At 65.8% G+C, this 20,759-nt stretch carries 27 protein-coding genes and 2 tRNA genes; 27 read left to right on the top strand and 2 right to left on the bottom strand.

Annotation, left to right across the window (positions count from 1 at the left end; all coding sequences use genetic code 11):
• The first annotated feature begins 116 nt into the window (after positions 1-116).
• From GEV05_17040 to tatC, 14 genes are all read left to right on the top strand, one after another.
• The gene (locus GEV05_17040; protein ID MPZ45064.1) at positions 117-818 is read left to right on the top strand and encodes an ATP phosphoribosyltransferase; all 702 of its coding nucleotides are present in this window, start codon (positions 117-119) and stop codon (positions 816-818) included.
• Positions 815-2,134 (top strand): histidinol dehydrogenase, encoded by a 1,320-nt coding sequence (gene hisD / locus GEV05_17035; protein ID MPZ45063.1) that lies wholly within the window; start codon positions 815-817, stop codon positions 2,132-2,134. The genes GEV05_17040 and hisD overlap by 4 nt, the downstream gene beginning before the upstream one ends.
• Positions 2,082-3,167 (top strand): HAD-IA family hydrolase, encoded by a 1,086-nt coding sequence (locus GEV05_17030; GenBank protein MPZ45062.1) that lies wholly within the window; start codon positions 2,082-2,084, stop codon positions 3,165-3,167. Before hisD ends, GEV05_17030 begins: the two co-directional genes overlap by 53 nt.
• A 153-nt stretch (positions 3,168-3,320) precedes the next feature.
• Positions 3,321-4,436: a histidinol-phosphate transaminase gene (locus tag GEV05_17025; protein MPZ45061.1), complete on the top strand. Its 1,116-nt coding sequence runs from the start codon at positions 3,321-3,323 to the stop codon at positions 4,434-4,436.
• Positions 4,429-5,016, top strand: coding sequence for an imidazoleglycerol-phosphate dehydratase HisB (gene hisB / locus GEV05_17020; protein MPZ45060.1), 588 nt, complete (start codon positions 4,429-4,431; stop codon positions 5,014-5,016). Before GEV05_17025 ends, hisB begins: the two co-directional genes overlap by 8 nt.
• Before the next feature lie 25 nt (positions 5,017-5,041).
• Positions 5,042-5,833 carry an imidazole glycerol phosphate synthase subunit HisH gene (gene hisH / locus GEV05_17015; protein ID MPZ45059.1) on the top strand — a complete coding sequence of 264 codons (792 nt, stop codon included), beginning with the start codon at positions 5,042-5,044 and terminating at the stop codon, positions 5,831-5,833.
• 108 nt (positions 5,834-5,941) lie between these two features.
• A complete protein-coding gene (hisA, locus tag GEV05_17010; protein ID MPZ45058.1) occupies positions 5,942-6,679 on the top strand; it encodes a 1-(5-phosphoribosyl)-5-[(5-phosphoribosylamino)methylideneamino]imidazole-4-carboxamide isomerase in 738 nt (245 codons plus the stop codon).
• A gap of 48 nt (positions 6,680-6,727) precedes the next feature.
• Entirely contained in the window at positions 6,728-7,525 is a 798-nt protein-coding gene (gene hisF / locus GEV05_17005; GenBank protein MPZ45057.1) for an imidazole glycerol phosphate synthase subunit HisF, read from the top strand.
• Positions 7,526-7,800: 275 nt separating this feature from the next.
• Complete coding sequence (gene hisI / locus GEV05_17000) at positions 7,801-8,250, top strand: phosphoribosyl-AMP cyclohydrolase (GenBank protein MPZ45056.1); 450 nt, start codon at positions 7,801-7,803, stop codon at positions 8,248-8,250.
• Complete coding sequence (locus GEV05_16995) at positions 8,250-8,570, top strand: phosphoribosyl-ATP diphosphatase (GenBank protein ID MPZ45055.1); 321 nt, start codon at positions 8,250-8,252, stop codon at positions 8,568-8,570. Before hisI ends, GEV05_16995 begins: the two co-directional genes overlap by 1 nt.
• Positions 8,571-8,615: 45 nt before the next feature.
• Positions 8,616-8,966 carry an HIT domain-containing protein gene (locus GEV05_16990; GenBank protein MPZ45054.1) on the top strand — a complete coding sequence of 117 codons (351 nt, stop codon included), beginning with the start codon at positions 8,616-8,618 and terminating at the stop codon, positions 8,964-8,966.
• Positions 8,967-9,092: 126 nt separating this feature from the next.
• Complete coding sequence (gene tatA / locus GEV05_16985) at positions 9,093-9,320, top strand: Sec-independent protein translocase subunit TatA (GenBank protein ID MPZ45053.1); 228 nt, start codon at positions 9,093-9,095, stop codon at positions 9,318-9,320.
• 73 nt (positions 9,321-9,393) lie between these two features.
• Positions 9,394-9,906: a Sec-independent protein translocase subunit TatB gene (gene tatB / locus GEV05_16980; GenBank protein MPZ45052.1), complete on the top strand. Its 513-nt coding sequence runs from the start codon at positions 9,394-9,396 to the stop codon at positions 9,904-9,906.
• Positions 9,907-9,924: 18 nt separating this feature from the next.
• Complete coding sequence (tatC, locus tag GEV05_16975; protein MPZ45051.1) at positions 9,925-10,674, top strand: twin-arginine translocase subunit TatC; 750 nt, start codon at positions 9,925-9,927, stop codon at positions 10,672-10,674.
• A 133-nt stretch (positions 10,675-10,807) separates the two neighbouring features.
• Here tatC and GEV05_16970 read toward each other — a convergent pair whose 3' ends face one another.
• Entirely contained in the window at positions 10,808-11,986 is a 1,179-nt protein-coding gene (locus GEV05_16970) for a trypsin-like serine protease (GenBank protein MPZ45050.1), read from the bottom strand.
• Between the two features lie 386 nt (positions 11,987-12,372).
• Between GEV05_16970 and petA the strand changes: the two genes are divergently transcribed.
• The 13 genes from petA to GEV05_16905 all read left to right on the top strand — a co-directional run bounded on the left by petA (position 12,373) and on the right by GEV05_16905 (position 20,236).
• Complete coding sequence (petA, locus tag GEV05_16965) at positions 12,373-12,963, top strand: ubiquinol-cytochrome c reductase iron-sulfur subunit (protein ID MPZ45049.1); 591 nt, start codon at positions 12,373-12,375, stop codon at positions 12,961-12,963.
• A 3-nt stretch (positions 12,964-12,966) separates the two neighbouring features.
• On the top strand, positions 12,967-14,277 hold the full coding sequence (locus GEV05_16960; GenBank protein MPZ45048.1) for a cytochrome b: 1,311 nt from the start codon (positions 12,967-12,969) through the stop codon (positions 14,275-14,277).
• 1 nt (position 14,278) lies between these two features.
• Positions 14,279-15,007, top strand: a complete 729-nt coding sequence (locus GEV05_16955) for a cytochrome c1 (GenBank protein MPZ45047.1) — start codon at positions 14,279-14,281, stop codon at positions 15,005-15,007.
• A gap of 21 nt (positions 15,008-15,028) precedes the next feature.
• Positions 15,029-15,628, top strand: a complete 600-nt coding sequence (locus GEV05_16950) for a glutathione S-transferase (protein MPZ45046.1) — start codon at positions 15,029-15,031, stop codon at positions 15,626-15,628.
• The gene (locus tag GEV05_16945; protein MPZ45045.1) at positions 15,625-16,068 is read left to right on the top strand and encodes a ClpXP protease specificity-enhancing factor; all 444 of its coding nucleotides are present in this window, start codon (positions 15,625-15,627) and stop codon (positions 16,066-16,068) included. The genes GEV05_16950 and GEV05_16945 overlap by 4 nt, the downstream gene beginning before the upstream one ends.
• A gap of 12 nt (positions 16,069-16,080) precedes the next feature.
• Positions 16,081-16,155: transfer RNA gene (locus GEV05_16940), tRNA-Thr, on the top strand.
• Between the two features lie 190 nt (positions 16,156-16,345).
• Positions 16,346-16,422 (top strand) — tRNA-Pro (locus GEV05_16935).
• Positions 16,423-16,517: 95 nt separating this feature from the next.
• Entirely contained in the window at positions 16,518-17,357 is an 840-nt protein-coding gene (locus tag GEV05_16930) for a Sir2 family NAD-dependent protein deacetylase (GenBank protein MPZ45044.1), read from the top strand.
• A gap of 84 nt (positions 17,358-17,441) precedes the next feature.
• Positions 17,442-18,056 carry a glutathione S-transferase gene (locus GEV05_16925; GenBank protein ID MPZ45043.1) on the top strand — a complete coding sequence of 205 codons (615 nt, stop codon included), beginning with the start codon at positions 17,442-17,444 and terminating at the stop codon, positions 18,054-18,056.
• Positions 18,047-19,201 (top strand): MFS transporter, encoded by a 1,155-nt coding sequence (locus GEV05_16920; GenBank protein ID MPZ45042.1) that lies wholly within the window; start codon positions 18,047-18,049, stop codon positions 19,199-19,201. Before GEV05_16925 ends, GEV05_16920 begins: the two co-directional genes overlap by 10 nt.
• 145 nt (positions 19,202-19,346) lie before the next feature.
• The gene (locus tag GEV05_16915) at positions 19,347-19,544 is read left to right on the top strand and encodes a hypothetical protein (GenBank protein MPZ45041.1); all 198 of its coding nucleotides are present in this window, start codon (positions 19,347-19,349) and stop codon (positions 19,542-19,544) included.
• A 24-nt stretch (positions 19,545-19,568) separates the two neighbouring features.
• Positions 19,569-19,889, top strand: coding sequence for a hypothetical protein (locus tag GEV05_16910; GenBank protein ID MPZ45040.1), 321 nt, complete (start codon positions 19,569-19,571; stop codon positions 19,887-19,889).
• Positions 19,890-19,909: 20 nt separating this feature from the next.
• Positions 19,910-20,236 (top strand): hypothetical protein, encoded by a 327-nt coding sequence (locus tag GEV05_16905; protein ID MPZ45039.1) that lies wholly within the window; start codon positions 19,910-19,912, stop codon positions 20,234-20,236.
• Between the two features lie 111 nt (positions 20,237-20,347).
• Here GEV05_16905 and GEV05_16900 read toward each other — a convergent pair.
• Positions 20,348-20,759: ornithine cyclodeaminase family protein (locus tag GEV05_16900; GenBank protein ID MPZ45038.1), on the bottom strand; the 412-nt coding region annotated here is incomplete at its 5' end.

Below are 20,759 nucleotides of genomic sequence, written 5' to 3'. Positions count from 1 at the left end.
TGAATCGTAAATTCGTCGTAATTCGTCATTCCCGCGCAAGCGGGAATCCAGACCGCGACTCCGCCTGGCCCCCCGCGTTCGCGGGGGTGACGAACGTCTGACTCAGGACACCAGCGATGGCTCTCACCATAGCGCTGTCGAAGGGCCGCATCTTCGACGAGACGCTGCCGCTGCTGGCGGCAGCCGGCATCGTCCCCGCCGACGATCCCGGCGCCTCGCGCAAGCTCATCCTCGCGACCAACCGGGCCGACGTGCGCCTCGTGCTGGTACGTGCGACCGACGTGCCCACCTATGTGCAGTATGGCGCGGCCGATCTCGGCATCGCGGGCAAGGACGTGCTGCTGGAGCACGGCGGCGCGGGCCTGTACCAGCCGCTCGATCTCGGCATCGCGCGCTGCCGCATGATGGTGGCCGTACCGGAGGGTTTCGACTACGATGCGGCGATACGCCGGGGCGCGCGCATCAAGGTGGCGACCAAGTATCTCGATACGGCGCGCAACCACTTCGCGGCCAAGGGCATGCACGCCGACCTCATCAAGCTGTACGGCTCGATGGAGCTCGCGCCGCTGGTGGGCCTGGCGGAAGCGATCGTCGATCTGGTGAGCACCGGGTCGACCCTGAAGGCGAACAACCTCGTGGCCGTCGAAGAGATCATGCCGATATCCGCGCGCCTGGTGGTGAACCAGGCGGCGCTGAAGCTCGAGCGTCGCAGCCTGCAGCCGATCATCGATGCGTTTCGGGCTGCGGTCGCATCGGAGCCAACGTCGCGAGTGCCGCGCCGGGCGAGTGCGAAGACGAAAGCGAGGGCGCGGGCATGAAGCGCATCGCGCGCCTGAACACGGCCGATGCCGACTTCGAGCCTCGCTTCGCGCGCCTGATCGCATTCGAATCCGCGCAGGACCCGAAGATCGACGCGGCCGTGGCCGAGATCATCGCGGCCGTTCGCCGCGACGGCGATGGCGCGGTCCTGGACTACACGCGCCGGTTCGATCGGGTCGAGGCCGCTTCGGTTGCCGCGCTCGAAATTTCACCCAAGGAGCTCGGCGCCGCGTTGGCGCGCGTGCCGCGCGCACGGCGCGAAGCGCTCGAACAGGCGGCAAGCCGTATTCGCAGCTACCACGAGCGCCAGCGGCTGGAATCGTGGAGCTTCACCGAAACCGACGGCACCCGGCTCGGGCAGCGCATCACGGCGCTCGCGCGCGTCGGCGTGTACGTTCCGGGCGGCAAGGCCGCGTATCCGTCGACCGTGCTCATGAACGTGATCCCGGCGAAGGTGGCGGGCGTCCCCGAAGTCGTCATGACCGTCCCCACGCCGGGCGGCGAGCGCAACGACCTGGTGCTTGCCGCCGCTGCGCTGGCCGGCGCAGATCGCGTGTTCACCATCGGCGGTGCGCAAGCGGTCGCCGCGCTGGCCTACGGCACCGAAACGATTCCTGCCGTCGACAAGATCGTCGGCCCCGGCAATGCCTACGTTGCCGCGGCAAAGCGGCGCGTGTTCGGCGTGGTGGGTATCGACATGGTCGCCGGGCCGTCGGAGATCCTGATCGTGTGCGACGCGCACTGCGATCCCGACTGGATTGCGCTGGATCTGTTCGCGCAGGCCGAGCACGACGAGCTGGCGCAGGCAATCGCGGTCAGCGCCGATGCCGGCGTACTGAATCGGATCGAGCAGGCCATCGAGCGACTGCTGCCCGGCATGCCGCGCCGCGCGGTCATCGAGGCGGCTCTTGCTCATCGCGGCGCGCTCATCGCGACGCGGGATCTGGACGAAGCGTTGACGATCGCGAACCGGGTCGCGCCCGAGCACCTGGAGCTCGCGCTCGCCGATGCCGACGCCGTGGTCGAGCGCGTCCACAATGCCGGTGCCATTTTCGTCGGCCGCTACAGCTGCGAAGCCGTGGGCGATTACTGCGCCGGCCCGAACCATGTTTTGCCGACCTCGCGCAGCGCGCGCTTCTCATCGCCGCTCGGCGTGTACGATTTCCAGAAGCGGTCCAGCCTGATCGCGCTATCGCGATCCGGCGCCGAGCGTCTGGGACGGATCGCAATGACGCTCGCCGAAGGCGAGGGCTTGAGCGCGCATGCACGCTCGGCACGATACCGCGTACAGGACGCGCCCGGCTCGAAGGAATGAAGCCCGCCGCCGTGCCCGCCGGGAAAATTGGGGCGCACACAATTTTCACAATTTGCCTTCCCTGAAAATTGTGTGCGTCCCCAATTTCCCTCGTATGTTGGAGTATGGTTGTCTTCCCTCTCCCTTCGGGAGAGGGATCGAGGATGAGGGAAAATTATGCGTCATACGCACGATTTCCCTCACTCCCAGCCCCTCCCTTGCAGGGCGCGCATCGGCATGCAGGCCGATGCCGCTCGGCCGGCGCGGACCATGGTCCGCGAATTCCCGGCCTCGCCCCGGAGGGAGAGGGGAGCGTTGCGCAGAAAGCGGCTCGTCAGCCACTTTCCGGAGCATCCATAGGACCGACATGCCGCATCGCATACGAGCCGTTACGCTCGACCTCGACGACACGCTGTGGCCGATCGCGCCGGTGATCGAGCGCGCCGAGCGCATCCTGCACGAATGGTGTGTGCGCAACGCGCCGAAGTTCGCCCAGGCGCTGCCGCCGGCGGAGTTCTCGCTCTACCGGCGCACGCTGGCGCGCGACCAACCGGGAATCGCGCACGACTTCACGGCCCTGCGCCACGAGGCGCTGCGGCGGGCGCTGCGCCACTACGAGGAGGACCCGGCCCTGGCCGATCCCGCCATGGACGTGTTCCTGGCCGCACGCAACGACATCGAGCTCTATCCCGACGCGCGCGAGGCGCTGGGGCGGCTCGCCGGGCGCTATCGCCTGGCGGTCATTTCGAACGGCAACGCCGACGTGAACAAGATCGGCATCCACGAATATTTCGCGGCGGTGGTTAGCGCACGCAGCGCCGGTTACGCCAAACCCGACAAGCGCATTTTCGATGCGGCATGCGCGGGCGTTGCATGTTCCGCAGAGGCGGTCCTGCACGTCGGCGACGATCCGGATCTCGACGTGCGCGGTGCGATCGCGGCCGGTGCCCGCAGCGCCTGGATCAATCGCCACGGCCTGCCGTGGATCGGTGAGAGCGTCGACATGCTGGAGTTCTCCGACCTGATCGGGCTGTGCGAGTGGCTCGGGGTGTGAAGTGAAGCGTCGCACGCACGCGCGCCGGCGCCTTCGATGCATGGCGTCGATTTCACCACTCGACGCCTTCGCTGCATGGCGTCGATTTCACCACGGCGGCGCGCACGGTCAGGCCGGTCGCGGTCGCGGGCTTTCGGGTAACATTGGGCCGCGATGAAGCCCGCGGAATTCATGCCGGCAAGCCGGATCGAGCAATGGGTCGCGCGTATCGTGCGCGACGACATCCAGAGCCTGCGCCCGTATTCGGTTCCCGAATCGGCCGGGATGGTGAAGCTCGACGCCATGGAAAATCCGCACGCGTTGCCGCCGGCGTTGCGCGCGCAGCTGGGCGAGCTGGCTTCGGCGGTGGCGCTCAACCGCTATCCCGACCCGCTAGCGCGCGAACTGAAGGTCGCGCTGCGCGAATACATGCAGGTGCCCGACGCGATGGAGCTCGTGCTCGGCAACGGTTCCGACGAGATCATCCAGTTGCTGGCGCTCGGCTGCGCGCGCCCCGGCGGCAGCATGCTGGGAGTGGAGCCTTCGTTCGCGATGTTCCCGCTGATTGCGCGGGTGTGCGGTTTGCAGTTCGCCGGTGTGCCGCTGCGCGCCGATTTTTCGCTCGATACCGACGCGGTGATCGCCGCCATGGCACGCCACCGTCCGGCGCTCGTGTTCCTCGCCTATCCGAACAATCCCACCGGCAACCTGTTCGACGCGGCCGCGATCGAGCGCATCGTACGCGCGGCGCCGGGGCTGGTGGTGATCGACGAGGCCTATCATCCGTTCGCGCAGGCGAGCTTCATGCCGCGGTTGCAGGAGTTCCCGAACCTGGTGCTGATGCGCACCTTGTCCAAGCTCGGGCTCGCCGGGCTGCGGCTCGGCATGCTGATCGCGAGCCCCGAGTGGAGCGTGCAGTTCGAAAAGCTGCGCCTGCCGTACAACGTCAACGCGCTGTCGCAGGTGGTCGCGACGCGCGTGCTGCGCTCCGCGCACGTGCTCGAAGCGCAGGCGGCCGAGATCCGTAACGAGCGTAGCCGGCTGGCGGCGAAGCTGCAGGCCATGCCGGGCGTGACGGTCTATCCGAGCCAGGCGAATTTCCTGCTCTTCCGCGTGCCGGGCGCGTCCGCGGTGTGCGATGCGTTGAAGGCCTCGGGCATTCTCATCAAGAATCTCGCAGGCGCCCATCCGGCGCTTGAGAACTGCCTGCGCGTCACGGTCGGCACCGCGGCCGAGAACGACGCTTTCCTGGCGGCGCTGGCAGCGAGTCTGGGGCCGGCGCATGCGTGAAGCCCAGGTAAGCCGCAACACGCTCGAAACGCAGATCGGCGTGCGGCTCGATCTCGACGGCAGCGGCCGGGCAGCCATCGCCACCGGCATCGCGTTCCTGGATCACATGCTCGAGCAGGTGGCGCGCCACGGCGTGATCGATCTGGAAATCTCCGCCAAGGGCGACCTGCACGTCGACGCGCATCACACCGTCGAGGATGTCGGCATTGCGCTCGGCGCCGCGATCGCTCAAGCCGTCGGCGACAAGAAGGGGTTGCGGCGTTACGGGCATGCCTATGTGCCGCTGGACGAGGCGCTGTCGCGCGTGGTGGTCGATCTTTCCGGCCGCCCGCGGCTCGAATTCCACGTGCCGTTCGTGCGCTCGCGCGTCGGCGAATTCGACGTCGACCTCGTGCACGAGTTCTTCCAGGGCTTCGTCAACCACGCGCAGGCGGCGGTGCACATCGACAACCTGCGCGGCGCCAACGCGCATCACCAGGCCGAGACCGTGTTCAAGGCGTTCGGCCGCGCGCTGCGCATGGCGGTCGAGATCGATCCCCGCCAGCAAGGCGCCGTCCCATCGACCAAGGGCTCGCTCTAGCCGTCACGAACCGCATCACGCCCGCATGAACACGATCGCTGTCATCGACTACGGCATGGGCAATCTGCGCTCGGTATCGAAAGCGCTCGAGCACGTCGCGCCGCAATGCCGCGTGGTCGTCACCAGCGAGGCGGCAGCCATTGCGGCGGCCGAGCGCGTCGTCTTCCCGGGGCAGGGCGCGATGCCCGATTGCATGCGTGAGCTGGATAGCCGCGGATTGCGAGCTGCGGTCATCGACGCCGCGCGCCGTAAGCCTTTTCTCGGCATCTGCATCGGCCTGCAGATGCTGTTCGAGGCGAGTGAAGAAGGCGACGTCGCGGGGCTCGCGCTTTTCCGCGGCAAGGTCGTGCGTTTTCCGGCCGCTGCGATGAAGGACGCCGATGGCGCCAGGTTGAAGGTTCCGCACATGGGGTGGAACGAGGTGCGCCAGGAGTGCGCGCATCCGGGGGTGCGCCAAGAACGCGCGCATGCAATAGTGGGCGAAGAACGCGCCCATCCAATGGTGGGCCAAGAACGCGCCCATCCCGAAGTGCGCCAGGAACGCGCGCATCCATTGTGGCAATCGATTCCGGACGGCTGCCGCTTCTATTTCGTCCACAGCTACTATCCGCGGCCGGACGATACGGGCGTCGTGGCCGCAACGACGTGCTACCCGTTCCGGTTTACGTGTGCCGTGGCCCGCGATAATATCTTCGCCGTGCAATTCCACCCGGAGAAAAGCCAGGCTGCGGGGCTTGCGCTGCTGCGCAATTTTGCCGCCTGGGACGGCACCGTGCCGGCCCGGTCTGCCAGCACCAGCACTAGCACCAGCGCCTGATCGCGTTCAGTCGCTTTTCATCGAACCGAAAGTCACGATGGGTTTCCGGCCCCCCCGCAACCATCCTCACGCGTGCGGCAGATCGTCATCCGCATTCACCGAGCCGTTATGCTGATCATTCCCGCAATCGACCTGAAGGACGGCAAGTGCGTTCGCTTGAAGCAAGGCGACATGGATCAGGCGACCGTGTTTTCCGAGGATCCGCCGGCCATGGCCAGGCATTGGCTCGATCAGGGCGCGAAGCGCCTGCACGTGGTCGACCTGAACGGCGCCCAGGCCGGCAAGCCGAAAAACGAAGCAGTCATTCGCCGCATCGTCGATGCCGCGGGCGACATGCCGGTGCAGCTGGGCGGGGGCATTCGCGACCTGGACATCATCGAGCGCTATCTCGACGATGGCGTGACCTACGTGATCATCGGCACCGCGGCGGTGAAGACGCCGGGCTTTCTGCACGATGCATGTGGGGCTTTCCCGGGGCACGTGATGGTGGCGCTGGATGCGCGCGACGGCAAGGTTGCGGTCGAAGGCTGGTCCAAGATGACGCGCCATGAGGTGGTCGACCTGGCGAAGAAGTTCGAGGACTATGGCGTCGAGGCGATCATCTACACCGACATCGGCCGCGACGGCATGCTCACGGGCATCAACATCGAAGCCACGGTGCGCCTGGCGCGCGAGCTGAGCGTGCCGGTGATCGCGAGCGGCGGCATCACCGATCTGAAGGACATCGAAGCCCTGCGCGCGGTGGAAGCCGAAGGCATCGTCGGCGCCATCACCGGGCGGGCGCTCTACCAGGGCACGCTCGATTTCGCGCAGGCGCTCGCGGCGGCCCAGGGGGACGGAGCCTAGCAGCCGCACCCGGCGCGCCGGCCGCGGCGGGGCAGCCGAGCACCCATCATGGCTCTCGCCAAGCGCATCATTCCCTGCCTCGACGTGACCGGTGGGCGCGTCGTCAAGGGTGTCAATTTCGTCGGCCTGCGCGATGCCGGCGATCCGATCGAGATCGCACGACGCTACGACGCCGAGGGCGCGGACGAGCTCACGTTCCTCGACATCACGGCGAGCTCCGAGGGACGCGGTCTCATCCTCAAGGTGATCGAAGACGTGGCCGCCCAGGTGTTCATTCCGCTCACGGTCGGCGGCGGGGTTCGCAGCGTCGAGGACGTGCGCCGGCTGCTCAACGCCGGCGCCGACAAGGTGAGCATCAATACCTCCGCGGTACAGGATCCGCAGCTCGTGCTCGATGCCTGCGCGCGCTTCGGCTCCCAGTGCATCGTGGTGGCGGTCGATGCCAAGCGGGTGCCGGATTCGAGCCCGCTGCGCTGGGAGGTATTCACGCACGGCGGGCGGCGGGCGACCGGGTTGGACGCGCTAGAATGGGGCCGGCGCATGCAGGCGGCGGGCGCAGGCGAAATTCTCCTCACCAGCATGGATCGCGACGGCACGCGGCTGGGCTTCGATCTCGCGCTCACGCGCGCGTTCTCCGACGCGCTCGAAATTCCGATCGTGGCGAGCGGCGGCGTCGGCTCGATCGATCATTTCGCCGCGGGCGTGCTCGAAGGCCATGCCGACGCGGTGCTGGCGGCGAGCGTCTTTCACTACGGTGAGCTCACGGTCGATGCCGTGAAGGCGCACATGGCGGCCCAAGGGATCGTGGTGAGGGATCGAGGTCCGGCCCCGACCGCAAGCTATTGATCGTTCCGTATTGGACGACAGTCCAATACGGACGCGACGCTCCCCTCTCCCCCCGGGAGAGGGGTTGGGGGGTGAGGCCGGGAATTCGCGGACCATGGTCCGCGCCGGCCGAACGGCATCGGCCTGCATGCCGATGCGCGCACTGCAAGTGAGGGACGAGCGTGACATGAAATAGGGAACGCTCGATAAGTACGGCGCCAAGGCGCAAGCTAAGTACGGCGCCAAGGCGCAAGCTAAGTACGGCGCCAAGGCGCCGGTGTGACGGAAGAACATCCATGACGCAGCAGTGGCTGAGCGAGATCAAGTGGTCGCAGGATGGCCTGGTGCCGGCCATTGCGCAGGAAGCGGGCAGCGGACGCGTGTTGATGGTGGCCTGGATGAACCGGGAAGCGTTGCAGGAGACCGCCGAGAGCGGCAACGCGGTGTACTGGTCGCGCTCGCGCAAGCGCCTGTGGCGCAAGGGCGAGGAATCGGGCCACGTGCAGAAGGTGCGTTCCATCCGCCTCGACTGCGACGAGGACGTGATCCTGCTGGAAGTCGAGCAGATCGGCGGCATCGCCTGCCATACCGGGCGCGCGAACTGCTTTTTTCGCCGCCTGCAGGACGGCCAGTGGGTCGTAACCGATCCGGTGCTGAAAGATCCCGGGACGATCTACGCCGGCCACGCCGCAGCACCGGCTGCGAGCACCGGCACAGCGGGCACGGCAGGAGCGAAAAGCGAGTGATCGATCCCGGAATACTCGAACGCCTGGGGCAGACGCTCGGGGAGCGCCGCTCCGCCGATCCGGCAACCTCGTATGTCGCGGGCTTGTTCGGTCGCGGCGAGGACGCCATCCTGCGCAAGGTGATCGAGGAAGCCGGGGAATGCCTGCTCGCCTCGAAGCAGGGTGATAAACTGGGCCTGGTACGCGAGGTAGCGGATTTGTGGTTCCACACGCTCGTCCTGCTGACCTGGCATGGCTTGACGCCGGAGGACGTGCTGGCGGAGCTCAGGCGCCGTGAAGGCATCTCGGGCATCGACGAGAAGGCGAGCCGCGAGCGCTGAGCCGGCGAGCGCCACCGCGGTTTCGGACCCACCGGCACGGAAACGATGGAAAACTGCCTCTTCTGCAAGATCGTGCGCGGCGAGATCCCGAGCCGCAAGGTCTACGAGGACGATCTCGTCTACGCCTTTCACGACATCAATCCGGTCGCGCCGGTACACTTCATGCTCATTCCCAGGGAGCACGTGGACTCGATGGCGCACCTGGAGGAAAGTCACGAGGCGGTGATGGGACACATCATGGTGCTCGCGCCTCGGCTGGCCCGGCAGGAAGGCTGCAGCGAGGGCTTTCGCACCATCGTCAACACGGGCCGAATCGGCCGCCAGGACGTCATGCACCTGCACGTTCACGTGCTCGGCGGGCCGGCGGTTCTGCCGCCGATGCTGGTCCGGGTCTAGCGAGCTTTCGATCAATGTATTCGCGCTCGCTCCCTCACCCCTCTCCCCTCTCCCGAGGGGAGAGGGGAGCGCACAGCGGAAAGCGGCCATATGGCCACTTTCCGAATGCTCGATAAGGAGTCGATCATGGGTTCATTCAGTATCTGGCACTGGCTCATCGTTCTGCTGGTGGTCGTGCTGATCTTCGGCACCAAGAAGCTGCGCAACCTCGGTTCGGACCTGGGCGGCGCCGTGCGCGGGTTCAAGGACGGCATGAAGACCGAAGAGGACAAGCCGTCCGCGTCCAAGGCCGAGATTCCACCTTCCGCGGGCCAGACCATCGAAGGCGAGGTCAAGGAAAAGACCCGCGCCTGAAGGGCCGGCCGCTGTCTGCCGATGCGGCGGCCGCACTGCCGCGGCCGGCACGGTCGCCCACGAGCCACCGCAGATGTTCGATATCAGCTTGTTCGAAATGGTGGTGATCGGCGTGGTCGCCTTGATCGTGATCGGGCCCGAGCGGCTGCCGGGGGTGGCGCGCACCGCCGGTCATTTGTTCGGCCGCATGCAGCGCTACGTCAACGACGTCAAGTCCGACATCCAGCGCGAGATCGAGCTCGACGAGCTGAAAAAACTGCGTGAAAGCGTGCAGGATTCGGCGCGCGAGATCGAGCAGTCGATGAGCCGCGAGCTCGACCAGGTCGACCAGGAAATGCGCGAGCTGAAGGAACTGGTCGAGCCCTCGACCCAGCGCCAGTCCGAAGACGCCAGGTCGGAGGATATGCAGCCGGCGGCGGCAGCGCTTCTGCACACTCCGGCGTCGAAGCCCGACGCCGCGCCGGATACCGCGCCCGAGCGCGACATCGCACCGAAGCCCGATACCACGCCGAACCCCGACACCGCACCTGAAACGCCCGCTGCGGCCCGGCCCGGGATGCCGGCCGAGGCGCCCAAGAGCGCCTGATTCGGCCCGCCAAGCGATATGAGCGACGGCGCCGAAGATACCTTCATCTCCCACCTGGTCGAGCTGCGCGACCGGTTGCTGCGCATCATCGGCGCGGTACTGCTGGTGTTCCTGTGCCTGGCCTATTGGGCCTCCGACATCTATTCGCTGCTGGCAAGACCGCTGCTCGCCGCGCTCCCGACCGGCGGCAGCATGATCGCCACCGACGTGGTCGGCGTGTTCCTCGTGCCGGTGAAAGTCACGCTGCTGGTCGCCTTCCTGATCGCGCTGCCCTACGTGCTCCATCAGGTGTGGGCGTTCGTCGCCCCGGGCCTCTATTCGCACGAGAAGCGGCTCGCCGTGCCGTTGATCGTCACCAGCTCGTTGCTGTTCTTCATCGGCATGGCGTTCGCGTACTTCGTCGTGTTTCCATCCATATTCCGCTTCATGGCGGCCATCGCCCCGGAAGGCGTGGCTTGGATGACGGACATCGAGAAATATTTCAGCTTCGTGCTGACGATGTTTCTCGCTTTCGGGGCGACGTTCGAAACGCCGGTGGCTGTCGTGCTGCTGGTGCGAATGGGCCTGGTGACCGTGGAGAAGCTGAAGCAGGCGCGCGCGTACGTGATCGTGGGCGCGTTCGTGATCGGCGCCGTCTTCACGCCTCCCGACGTTATTTCGCAGCTGCTGCTCGCGCTACCGCTGTGCCTGCTCTACGAGGTGGGTATCTGGGTGGCCCGACTGGTGACGCCCGCGCCGGATGCCGAGGCCGCCGCCGAGGTGAAATAACCGCTTCGTGACGGCGCAGGCGGCGGGCGAGGCCATGTCAGCGCCCTCCGGTGGGGCGTGCGCCCGGTGACGATGACCGGTGTGAACGCCCGGCCGGCCCGACCAGGCGCGAGGAGTACGGGTTTCGTTGCCGCTATGGTACTGCTGCCGGTGTAGGGCGGCGGCCCACGGTCACCTTCACCTTCAGCTCCGAGCGCTCGCGCCGCAGCGTGAGTGCGGCTTGCGAGCCGGGCTTCAGCGCGGCGACGGTGTTCAGGAGGCTGGTGGTATCGACCACCGGTTTGCCTTCGATGGCCGTCAGCAAGTCGCCGGACCGGATTCCGGCTTGTGCGGCCGGGCTCGCCGGCATCACGTTCGCCACGCGCACGCCGCGCACGCCCGCGGGCACGTTGGCTTCGGCAGCTTGTGCGACGTTCTGCAGTTCGATCCCCATCCAGCCGCGCGTCACCATTCCGGTCGCAATGATGCTGTTCATCACGCTGTGGGCGACGGAGACGGGAATGGCGAAGCCGATCCCGAGATTGCCGCCGCTGCGCGAGAAGATGGCCGTGTTGACGCCGATCAGCTGCCCGTTGCCGTCGACCAGCGCGCCGCCTGAATTGCCCGGGTTGATCGCCGCATCGGTCTGGATGAAGTTCTCGTAGGTGTTGATGCCGATCTGGGAGCGTCCGAGAGCGCTCACGATTCCGGATGTGACGGTCTGCCCGACGCCGAACGGATTGCCGATGGCGAGCACGACGTCGCCGACGCGCGCCTTGTCGGCGGGCGCGAAGGTGATGGCGGGCAGCCCCTTCTGTTCGGCTTTCAGCACGGCAAGATCGGTCTCGGGATCCACGCCCACGATGCGCGCGGCGACCTTGCGTCCGTCCATCAGGGCCAGCTCGATCTCGTCGGCGCCTTCCACCACATGATTCGCTGTCAGGATGTAGCCGTCGGCGGATACGATCACACCCGAACCCAGGCTCGATGCCTTCTGCACCGATTCGCCGAACAGGTTGCCGAAGAAGCGGCGAAACAGCGGATCGTTGGTGGGCGCGATGCGCGCGACCTTGGTTTCCTTGCTGGTGAAGATGTTGACCACCGAAGGGGTGGCGCGGGCGGCCGCTTCACGCAGCGACACTGCCGGCAGGACCCGCGCGGGCTGTTCCCGGGTCGTCGCCGGTATCGGCTCGGCATGGGTCACGGGCTCGTGCACCGTGACGACCTCGCTGCGCGGTGAGCCGAGCAGGTCGGGTCGCAAGGTCGAGACCACGAACAGCACGGCTAGGCACACCGTTGCTGTCTGGGAGAAGATGAGCCAGAGGCGGCGCATGGCAAATAAGTCGGGGCGAAACGGGATTATACCGGTCGGATATGCCGACGCTGGTGTCCATCTTTTGTGCGTCGAATTTCGGACTCGAGGACACTAACCCGACATCATGGCGAGATCGTGGCGGAATGCTCGCAGCCTGGTGTCTGGGCTCGGTGGCCACCCGCCGGACATTTAGGCTCGGCGGCTATTGCCGCTCAGCGCGCGTTCGGCTGCGTGGGAGGTGGCCGGCGCGGTTGCGCGTAGCGCTGCGGCAGGGATTGCGCGGCCCTGCGATCAGGCACAAGCCCCTGAAAACCCGGCGCTAATGTTCGAAACTGTTAAGTTTTTCCGAGTCATCGGGTAAAATCCTTCGCTTTTGGGTTGTGGCCGGGGAACGCGAGCAAAGCATGAGCGAGAAAGAGCTGGATAAAAGCAAGCGCGGTTTCTTGGTGGCGACCTCGGTGGTGGGCGGCGTGACGGCGGTGGGTGCGGCGGTGCCGTTTGCCGCCAGCATGATGCCCTCCGAGCGCGCCAAGGCGATGGGCGCGCCGGTCGAGGTCGACATCAGCCATCTCGGACCGGGCGAGATGATGCGGGTGGAGTGGCGCGGCAAGCCGGTCTGGGTTCTGCGTCGCACCCCGGAGATGCTCACCTCGATCGAAAAGTCGGACGATCGGGTGACCGACCCGAAGCTCGAAGTCGATCAGCAGCCCGACTACGCCAAGAACGAAGCCCGTTCCATCAAACCCGAGGTACTGGTGCTCGTGGGCGTATGCACGCATCTCGGCTGCTCGCCGCAGTTCAAGCCCAAGGAAATGTCCCCGGACATGGGCGCGGACTGGGTGGGTGGTTTCTACTGCCCGTGCCACGGTTCGAAGTTCGACTTCGCCGGCCGCGTCTACAAGGGCGCTCCCGCGCCGATCAACCTGGAGGTGCCCCGTTACATGTATCTCGCCGACTCGAAGATCGTGATCGGCGAAGACAAGAAAGGGGCGTAGGCGATGGCTGCCATCAAGCAACCGGTCACCGGCGCAGGCCCCTTCAACGGGCTCCTCACCTGGGTCGATGCGCGCTTTCCGCTGGTCTCGATGTGGAAGGAGCACGTCTCCGAGTACTACGCGCCGAAGAACTTCAACTTCTGGTACTACTTCGGCTCGCTCGCGCTGCTGGTGCTGGTGATCCAGATCGTCACCGGCATCTTCCTCACCATGAGCTACAAGCCCGACGCGACGCAGGCGTTCGCCTCGGTCGAGTACATCATGCGCGACGTGCCGGGCGGCTGGTTCATCCGCTACATGCACTCCACGGGCGCGTCGATGTTCTTCATCGTCGTATACCTGCACATGTTCCGCGGCCTCATGTACGGCTCGTATCGCAAGCCGCGCGAGCTGTTGTGGATTTTCGGGGTGCTCATCTACCTTGCGCTCATGGCAGAGGCGTTCTTCGGCTACCTGCTGCCCTGGGGCCAGATGTCCTATTGGGGCGCGCAGGTGATCGTGAACCTGTTCGGCGCCGTGCCGTTTTTCGGCGAGGACCTGGCGCTGTGGATCCGCGGCGATTACGTGATCTCGGACGCAACGCTCAACCGCTTCTTCGCGCTGCACGTGATCGCGGTGCCGCTTGCGCTGATCCTGCTGGTGGTGATGCACATTCTCGCCCTGCACGAGGTCGGCTCGAGCAATCCGGACGGGATCGAGATCAAGAAGAACATCGACCCGGCCAGCGGCCACCCGGTCGACGGCATCCCGTTCCATCCTTACTACTCGGTGAAGGATACGTTCGGGACGGCGGTGTTCCTGGCGGTGTTCGCCGCCATCATGTTCTTCGCCCCGGCGATGGGCGGCTACTTCCTCGAATACAACAACTTCATCCCGGCCAACCCGCTGCAGACGCCCGAGCACATCGCGCCCGTCTGGTACTTCACGCCGTATTACTCGGTCCTGCGCGCGGTGCCGCCATTGTTCAATTCGCAGTTCCCCGGCGTGGCGGCGATGGGCGCGGCGGTGCTGCTGCTGTTCTTCCTGCCCTGGCTCGACCGCAGTCCGGTGAAATCGATCCGCTACAAGGGCGGGCTGTTCAAGGGCTGGCTCGCGGCTTTCGTGATCACCTTCTTCATCCTCGGCTACCTCGGTACCACGCCGACCACCGTATGGGGCCAGTTCCCGTTCGATGCCTTCTTCCTCGACACCAAGGACGTGGCCACCTGGGTCGCCCGTATCGGCACCGTCGTCTACTTCCTGTTCTTCCTGCTGATGCCCTGGTATTCGCGCCGGGACAAGTGTCAACCCGAGCCGGAAAGGGTTAGCGCCTGAGATGAAGAAGCTCGTTGCCTTGTTGCTGCTTGCGCCGGCGCTGGCGCTGGCGAGTTCCGCGGGCCTGAACCTGGACCGGGCGCCGGTCGACCTGCACAACCTGCCGTCGCTGCAGCGCGGTGCGAAGGTGTTCGTCAACTACTGCCTGAACTGCCATAGTGCCAACTACATGCGCTACAACCGGCTGAGCGACCTGGGGCTGTCCGAACAGCAGATTCGCGACAACCTGATGTTCGCCGCCGACAAGGTCGGCGAAACGATGACGGTGGCGATGCGGAGCCAAGATGCCGCGCAGTGGTTCGGCGTGGCGCCACCGGATCTCACGGTGGTCGGCCGCTCGCGCGGGGCCGACTGGCTGTACACGTACCTGCGCGACTTCTACCGCGATCCCGCACGCCCGACCGGCTGGAACAATCTCATCTTCCCGAGCGTGGCCATGCCGCACGTTCTGATGCATCTTCAGGGCGTGCAGGTCCTGAAGATGGAGGAAGGCAAGGATGCGCACGGCCACGCAACGCACACGCCCCGGCTGGTTCTGCAGACCCCGGGGCGCATGACGCCGGTGCAGTACGACCAGCTGGTCGGCGACCTGGTGAACTATCTCGTGTACATGGGCGAGCCTGCGGGAATGTCGCGTGTGCAGATCGGGATCGCCGTGCTGCTGGTCCTGTCGGTATTCATCGCCGTGAGCTGGTTGCTCAAGCAGGCCTACTGGAAGGGCGTGCACTGAAGGGCTTGGGAATCGATAATCATGATGACCCTTTACTCCGGAACGACCGATCCCTTTTCGCAGCGCTGCCGCAACGTGCTGTACGAGAAGGGTATGGATTTCCAGATCATCGACGTCGACATGTACAACAAGCCGGAGGACCTGGCGGTGATGAACCCGTACAACCAGGTCCCGGTGCTGGTGGAACGGGATCTCATCCTGTACGAGTCGAACATCATCAACGAGTACATCGACGACCGCTTTCCGCATCCGCAGCTGATGCCGGCCGATCCGGTGATGCGCGCGCGCGCGCGCCTGTTCCTGTTCCGCTTCGAGAAGGAATTGTTCGCGCATCTGGAAGCGATCGAGAAAGGCAGCCAGAAGGCAGCCGAGAAGGCGCGTTCGATCATCCGCGACAATCTGTCGCAGATCGCGCCGGTGTTCACCAAGCAGAAACACATGCTGGGCGACGAGTTCTCCATGCTGGACGTGGCGATCGCGCCGCTGTTGTGGCGGCTCGACTACTACGATATCCAGATGCCGAAGCAAGCCGCGCCCTTGATGAAGTATTCTGAGCGCCTGTTCAGCCGGCCGGCGTTCATCGAGTCGCTGACGCCGTCGGAAAAGGTGATGCGAAAGTGATCAGCAAAGCGACCAAACCCTACCTGGTGCGTGCCATCTGGGAATGGTGCACCGACAACGGGTATACGGCCTACCTCGCGGTGCAAGTGGACGAGAACACCCGGGTTCCCTTCGAATTCGTCAAGAACGGCGAAATTATCCTCAATATCAGCGCCGACGCCACCCACAAGCTCACGCTCGGCAACGATCTCGTCCAGTTCGCCGCCCGCTTCGGCGGCGTGTCGCGCGAGTGCTCGGTGCCGATGTCGGCCGTGCGCGGCATCTTCGCCCGCGAGAACGGCGAAGGCATGTTCTTCCAGGCGCAGCTGCCCGAACCGGCGGCCGCCGAGCCGGCGCGCGAGCCCACCGCCGCCGCCACATCCAGCCCCACGCCACCCACCACCGCACCCGCCGCGGGCGGCTCGAACGGGCGCAAATCGCACCTGCAGGTCGTGAAATAGCCGCTTTCGTGCGCCGGATTAGCTCAGTGGTAGAGCAACCGCCTTGTAAGCGGTAGGTCGTCTGTTCGATCCAGACATCCGGCACCAGCGCCGCTTCGAGGGTGCCAGCGCAGCGGCGCCTCGGCTCGCCTGCGGGAGACTTTATCGGTCTGGTAAACTCCAAGCAGGTAAGCAGCCTGCCCGAGTTGGTTGGCGGCTGCCGGCGAAATTGGTTGGCGGCTGCCGGCGAAATTGGTTGGCGGCTGCCGGCGAAACATCGCCGTTGCAGGATTCGAGTCGGGGCGTAGCGCAGCCTGGTAGCGCGCGTGCCTTGGGCGCACGAGGTCGCGAGTTCGAATCTCGCCGTCCCGACCATCGCGGTATCGCATCCGGCCTGGCGCGTGGCGTGCTTGCACAGAAGCGAGTTGCGCCGCTACCTGGTTGGATTCGTGGAGACTCTGGTACCCATCATGGAAAACCTCCTGGCGTCGATCAAGCACCGCAACGTGGTCCTGTTCGTCGGCGCCGGAGTATCGATGAACCTGGGGCTGCTGTCGTGGAAGGGCTTGATCGGCAAGATGGCCGAGGACCTCGGCTTCGAACCGGAGCACTACAACACGCTCGGCGACTACCTGGCGCTCGCCGAGTACTACAAGATCAAGACCGGGAGCCTCGGCGGGTTGCGCAGCTGGATGGACCGGACCTGGCACTCCGATACCGTCGACATCAGCGCCTCCGAAGTGCACCGGCTGATCGTCGAAACCGATTTCCCGATCATCTACACCACCAACTACGACCGCTGGCTCGAAATCGCCTTCGATCACTACAAGCGGCCCTACACCAAGATCACCAACGTCACCGACCTCGTGCGCATCCGCGAAGGCGTGACCCAGATCGTGAAGTTCCACGGCGATTTCGACGACGACCGTTCGCTCGTGCTGGATGAGTCGAGCTACTTCGAGCGGCTGGAGTTCGAGTCGCCGCTCGACATCAAGCTGCGCTCCGATGTGCTGGCGCGCTCGGTGCTCTTCATCGGCTACTCGCTCTCGGACGTGAGCCTGCGCTATCTGTTCTACAAGCTCGACAAGCTGTGGAAGACGCACGGCAAGTACTCGGTGCGGCCGCGCTCGTACATCTTCGTGCCCAAGCCCAACCCCGTGCAGGAGGCGGTGCTCGACCAGTGGGGCATCAGCATGATCAGCTCCGATCGGACGGACCCGAAGAGCGCCCTGGTGGAATTCCTGCAGAGCCTGAGCACGCGCAGCAACGAACCGCCGCGCTCGGATACGCCCAGCCTGCGCGCGGTCTGAACACTTCGTGTCATGTGCGGGCCACGCGCGCAAGCCGCGCGGCAGGCGCCGCGTTTGTGTTGCGAACAGAACAAGGAGTGAACGATGAAAATTCTCGGTTCGCCGGGAAGTCCGTTCGTGCGCAAGGTGCGGGTGATCGCCGCGGAGAAGGGCATCGAGGTCGAATACGTGGTCGACCGGCCGAGCCTGCCGGGCTCGCGCGTTGCGCAATTGAATCCCCTGGGCAAGATCCCGGTGCTGCTGCTCGACGACGGCGACACGATCTATGATTCCGCCGTCATCGGCGAATACCTGGAGGGTCTGAAGCCCGAGCCGCGGCTGGTGCCGCAGGACTTCGCGGGCCGGATCGCGGTCAAGCGCTTCGAGGCGCTGGGTGACGGGTTGGCGGAGGTGGCCGTGACCGTGTCGCACGACCTCGGCCCCATGACCGACCCGGAAAGGCGTGCGGCATGGATGCCCCGCCAGCACGACAAGCTGCAGCGTACACTGGACGCGTATGCCGACTGCATCGCAGGCCGAAACTGGCTCCATGGCGATGTCTTCGGGCTCGCCGATATCTGCGCCGGTTATGCGCTCTGCTACCTCGACCAGGTGCTGCCCTCGGTCGATTGGCGTAGCCCCCGTGCGCAGCTTGCCTCCTACGCCGAACGCCTCGAGGCGCGTCCTTCGTTCCGCAGCACGGTGCCCCAATCCGCTTGAAAGCCCGCCCGCCGCTCGACCCGATCTATCTGCTCACGGCGATCGTCGTACTGGTTCACGTGAGCTTCGGCGGCAGCCGGATCCTGCTTTCGCTGTATGCGCTCACCCTCGGCGGCACGCCGCTGGTGATCGGTCTGCTGATCTCGGTGTACGCGCTCGCGCCGATGTTCGTCTCGGTGAAGGCCGGGCGCATGGCCGATCGGATCGGTCACCGCGTGCCGATGTTCTACGGGGCGCTGGGACTGATGGTGGGGCTCATGATCCCGGCGCTGTGGCGCGGGTTGCCGGCGCTGTTTCTTTCGGCCGCGATCGTGGGCGGGAGCTTTGCCTTCTTCAACGTGGCGGCGCAGGCGCTCGCAGGCGCGATGAGCCCGCCCGAGCGGCGCTCGTTCAATTTCAGCACCCTCTCGATGGGCTACTCCATCGCGAGCCTCACCGGCCCGCTGGTGGTGGGCTTCTCGGTCGATCACGCGGGGTCGGTCTGGGCCTATGCCATCCTGAGCGCCATCCTGCTCCTTCCCGCCGCTATTCTTTCGTCGAAGCGGCGCATTCCGATGGCGCGCTCCGGGGGCGAGGTGGGCGGCAAGCGCAGCGTGCTCGACCTTCTGCGCAATCGCGGATTGCTCGCGATCTTCGTTGCCAGCGGCGCCTGCGTCACGGGCTGGGATTTGTTCACGTTCTTCATGCCCATCTACGGCACCCGCATCGGCCTGTCGGCGACGATGATCGGCGTGGTCATCAGCACCTTCGGGGCCGCGACCCTGGCAGTGCGGGTCTTCATTCCGAAGCTCACCCGGCGCTTCGGCGAACCGCGCACGCTGGGGTGGGCGATGGCGCTCGGCGCCGGTGCGTTCGCATCGGTCCCGCTGTTCGAGAACGTAGCGTTTCTCATGCTCGCCGCCTTCGTGATGGGGCTGGGGCTGGGCTGCGGCCAGCCGCTCACCATGATGATCACCTACAACCGTTCGCCGGCCGGTCGCGCGGGGGAAGCGAACGGCATCCGGCAGATGGCGAACAACCTGACCCACATGTTCGTGCCGCTGCTGTTCGGCGCGGCCGGGTCGGTGTTCGGCATGGGCCCGGTGTTCTGGGTCAACAGTTTCATTCTGCTCGGCGGCGCGTTCCTGGGCTCGAAGCGGTTCTGATCCGGCGTTGTGGCACCCGCCTGCGGCAGCCGGCGGCGCAAGAACGGGCGCTATAATCACCTACCCTCATGCAAGCGGAGCCGTGCCGGCAGCCCGATCGCACACGCCAGCAAGCCACCATGCAGCAAGCCACCATGGAATTTTCATGAACGATAAGCACGCCAAAAAGTCCCCCGTCTTTGCGGCCGGGAAGCGCTGGGAAGCCAAGCGGGATTCCAAGCTCTACGAGTCCGAAGTGACCGCATTGGTGCGCAAGATGCTGGAAGACCCGCAAATACTGGAAGACCAGCAATGGGCGTGGCGGCGCTGGCGCTCGGGCGACAACGCGATCAAGCAGGACTGAACTTTCCCTCGATCGAGGTGTGTCATGGCGCGACTGCAACCCGTCGAAACGTCGAAGCTCACTGCCGAGCAACGCCAAGTCTATGATGTCATTGCGGCCGGGCCGCGCGGCGGCGTCCGTGGTCCCTTTCTCGCACTGCTGCTCGTGCCGGAGCTGGCCAATCGCATCCAGCACCTGGGCGAGCTGATCCGCTACGACACCACGCTGGGGCGCAAGCTTTCCGAGCTGGCGATCATCGTCACCGCGCGCGGGCTTCGCTGCCATTACGAGTGGTACTCGATGATCGCGATGACGCTCAACGCGCACGCGATCATGCCGCCCGGCAATCCACCGTTCGAAGACTGAGTGTTCGGCTGGCAGAGGCCATGCGCCGCGGATTGCCGATCGCCGCCTTGCTGGTGAGCACCGTCTTCGCTCTGTCGGGATGCGGGGGCGGATCGGTCGCGATTCGCAGCGGCTTTCCCGCCCACGGCGCTCCGCCACCACCGCCAGCGGGAGGCGCTCACGCCGGCCTGAGCGTCAGCGGCGGCAGCGGGCTTGCACTTGCGCTCGTGCTCGGGCTCATCATCGCCGACGGGGTCTATTGCGCAACCAACCGCCTGCAACAGGGCTCGGGCGATCCGGCGCCGACCGAGGCGCCTCGTCCGCTGCTGCAGCGGATCGATCGCGGCTGGGTGGATCGAGGGCCTTGAGGGTCTCGGCCCGGTAATCGTCGCTGCCGAGAAATCGGGAGCTCAGGGGAAATACAGCCTGGATTGCGCTTGCGCGTCGCCTGCGCCGCAATGACGGGCTGCCTGACCTGATCAACCTCCGATCGGCAGATCGACGCCGATGTTTTGGGCGCGCGCCACCTCCAGGACGTGGCGTCCGGTATAGATATCCTGCAGCGCCATGCCGTGCGATTCGAACAGTGTGATGTCGGCATCCGACGTGCGCCCGGGGCGCTGTCCGATCAGCACCTCGCCGAGGTCCGGAACCTGTTCCCAGTAGAGCAGCCCCTGCTCGATCGCGGGCAGCAAATCGCCGCATTCGCCACGGGCCACTTCGCGCGAATCGACCACCACGCGTGCACGCCTGACCGTCTCGAGATCGACTTCCCGCCGATCTAGCGCGTTGCCGCCGGCGGCGTTGACGTGTTGTCCGGGCTCGAGCAGGCGGCCGTCGAACACCGGTGTATCCGAGCGCGTCATGACGTTGACGACGTCCGCGCCGGCG

The organism is Betaproteobacteria bacterium (assembly GCA_009377585.1).
Lineage (GTDB): Bacteria > Pseudomonadota > Gammaproteobacteria > Burkholderiales > WYBJ01 > WYBJ01.
The sequence above is the reverse complement of the archived record's forward strand: the minus strand, read 5'-3'. Positions and strand labels throughout refer to the sequence as shown.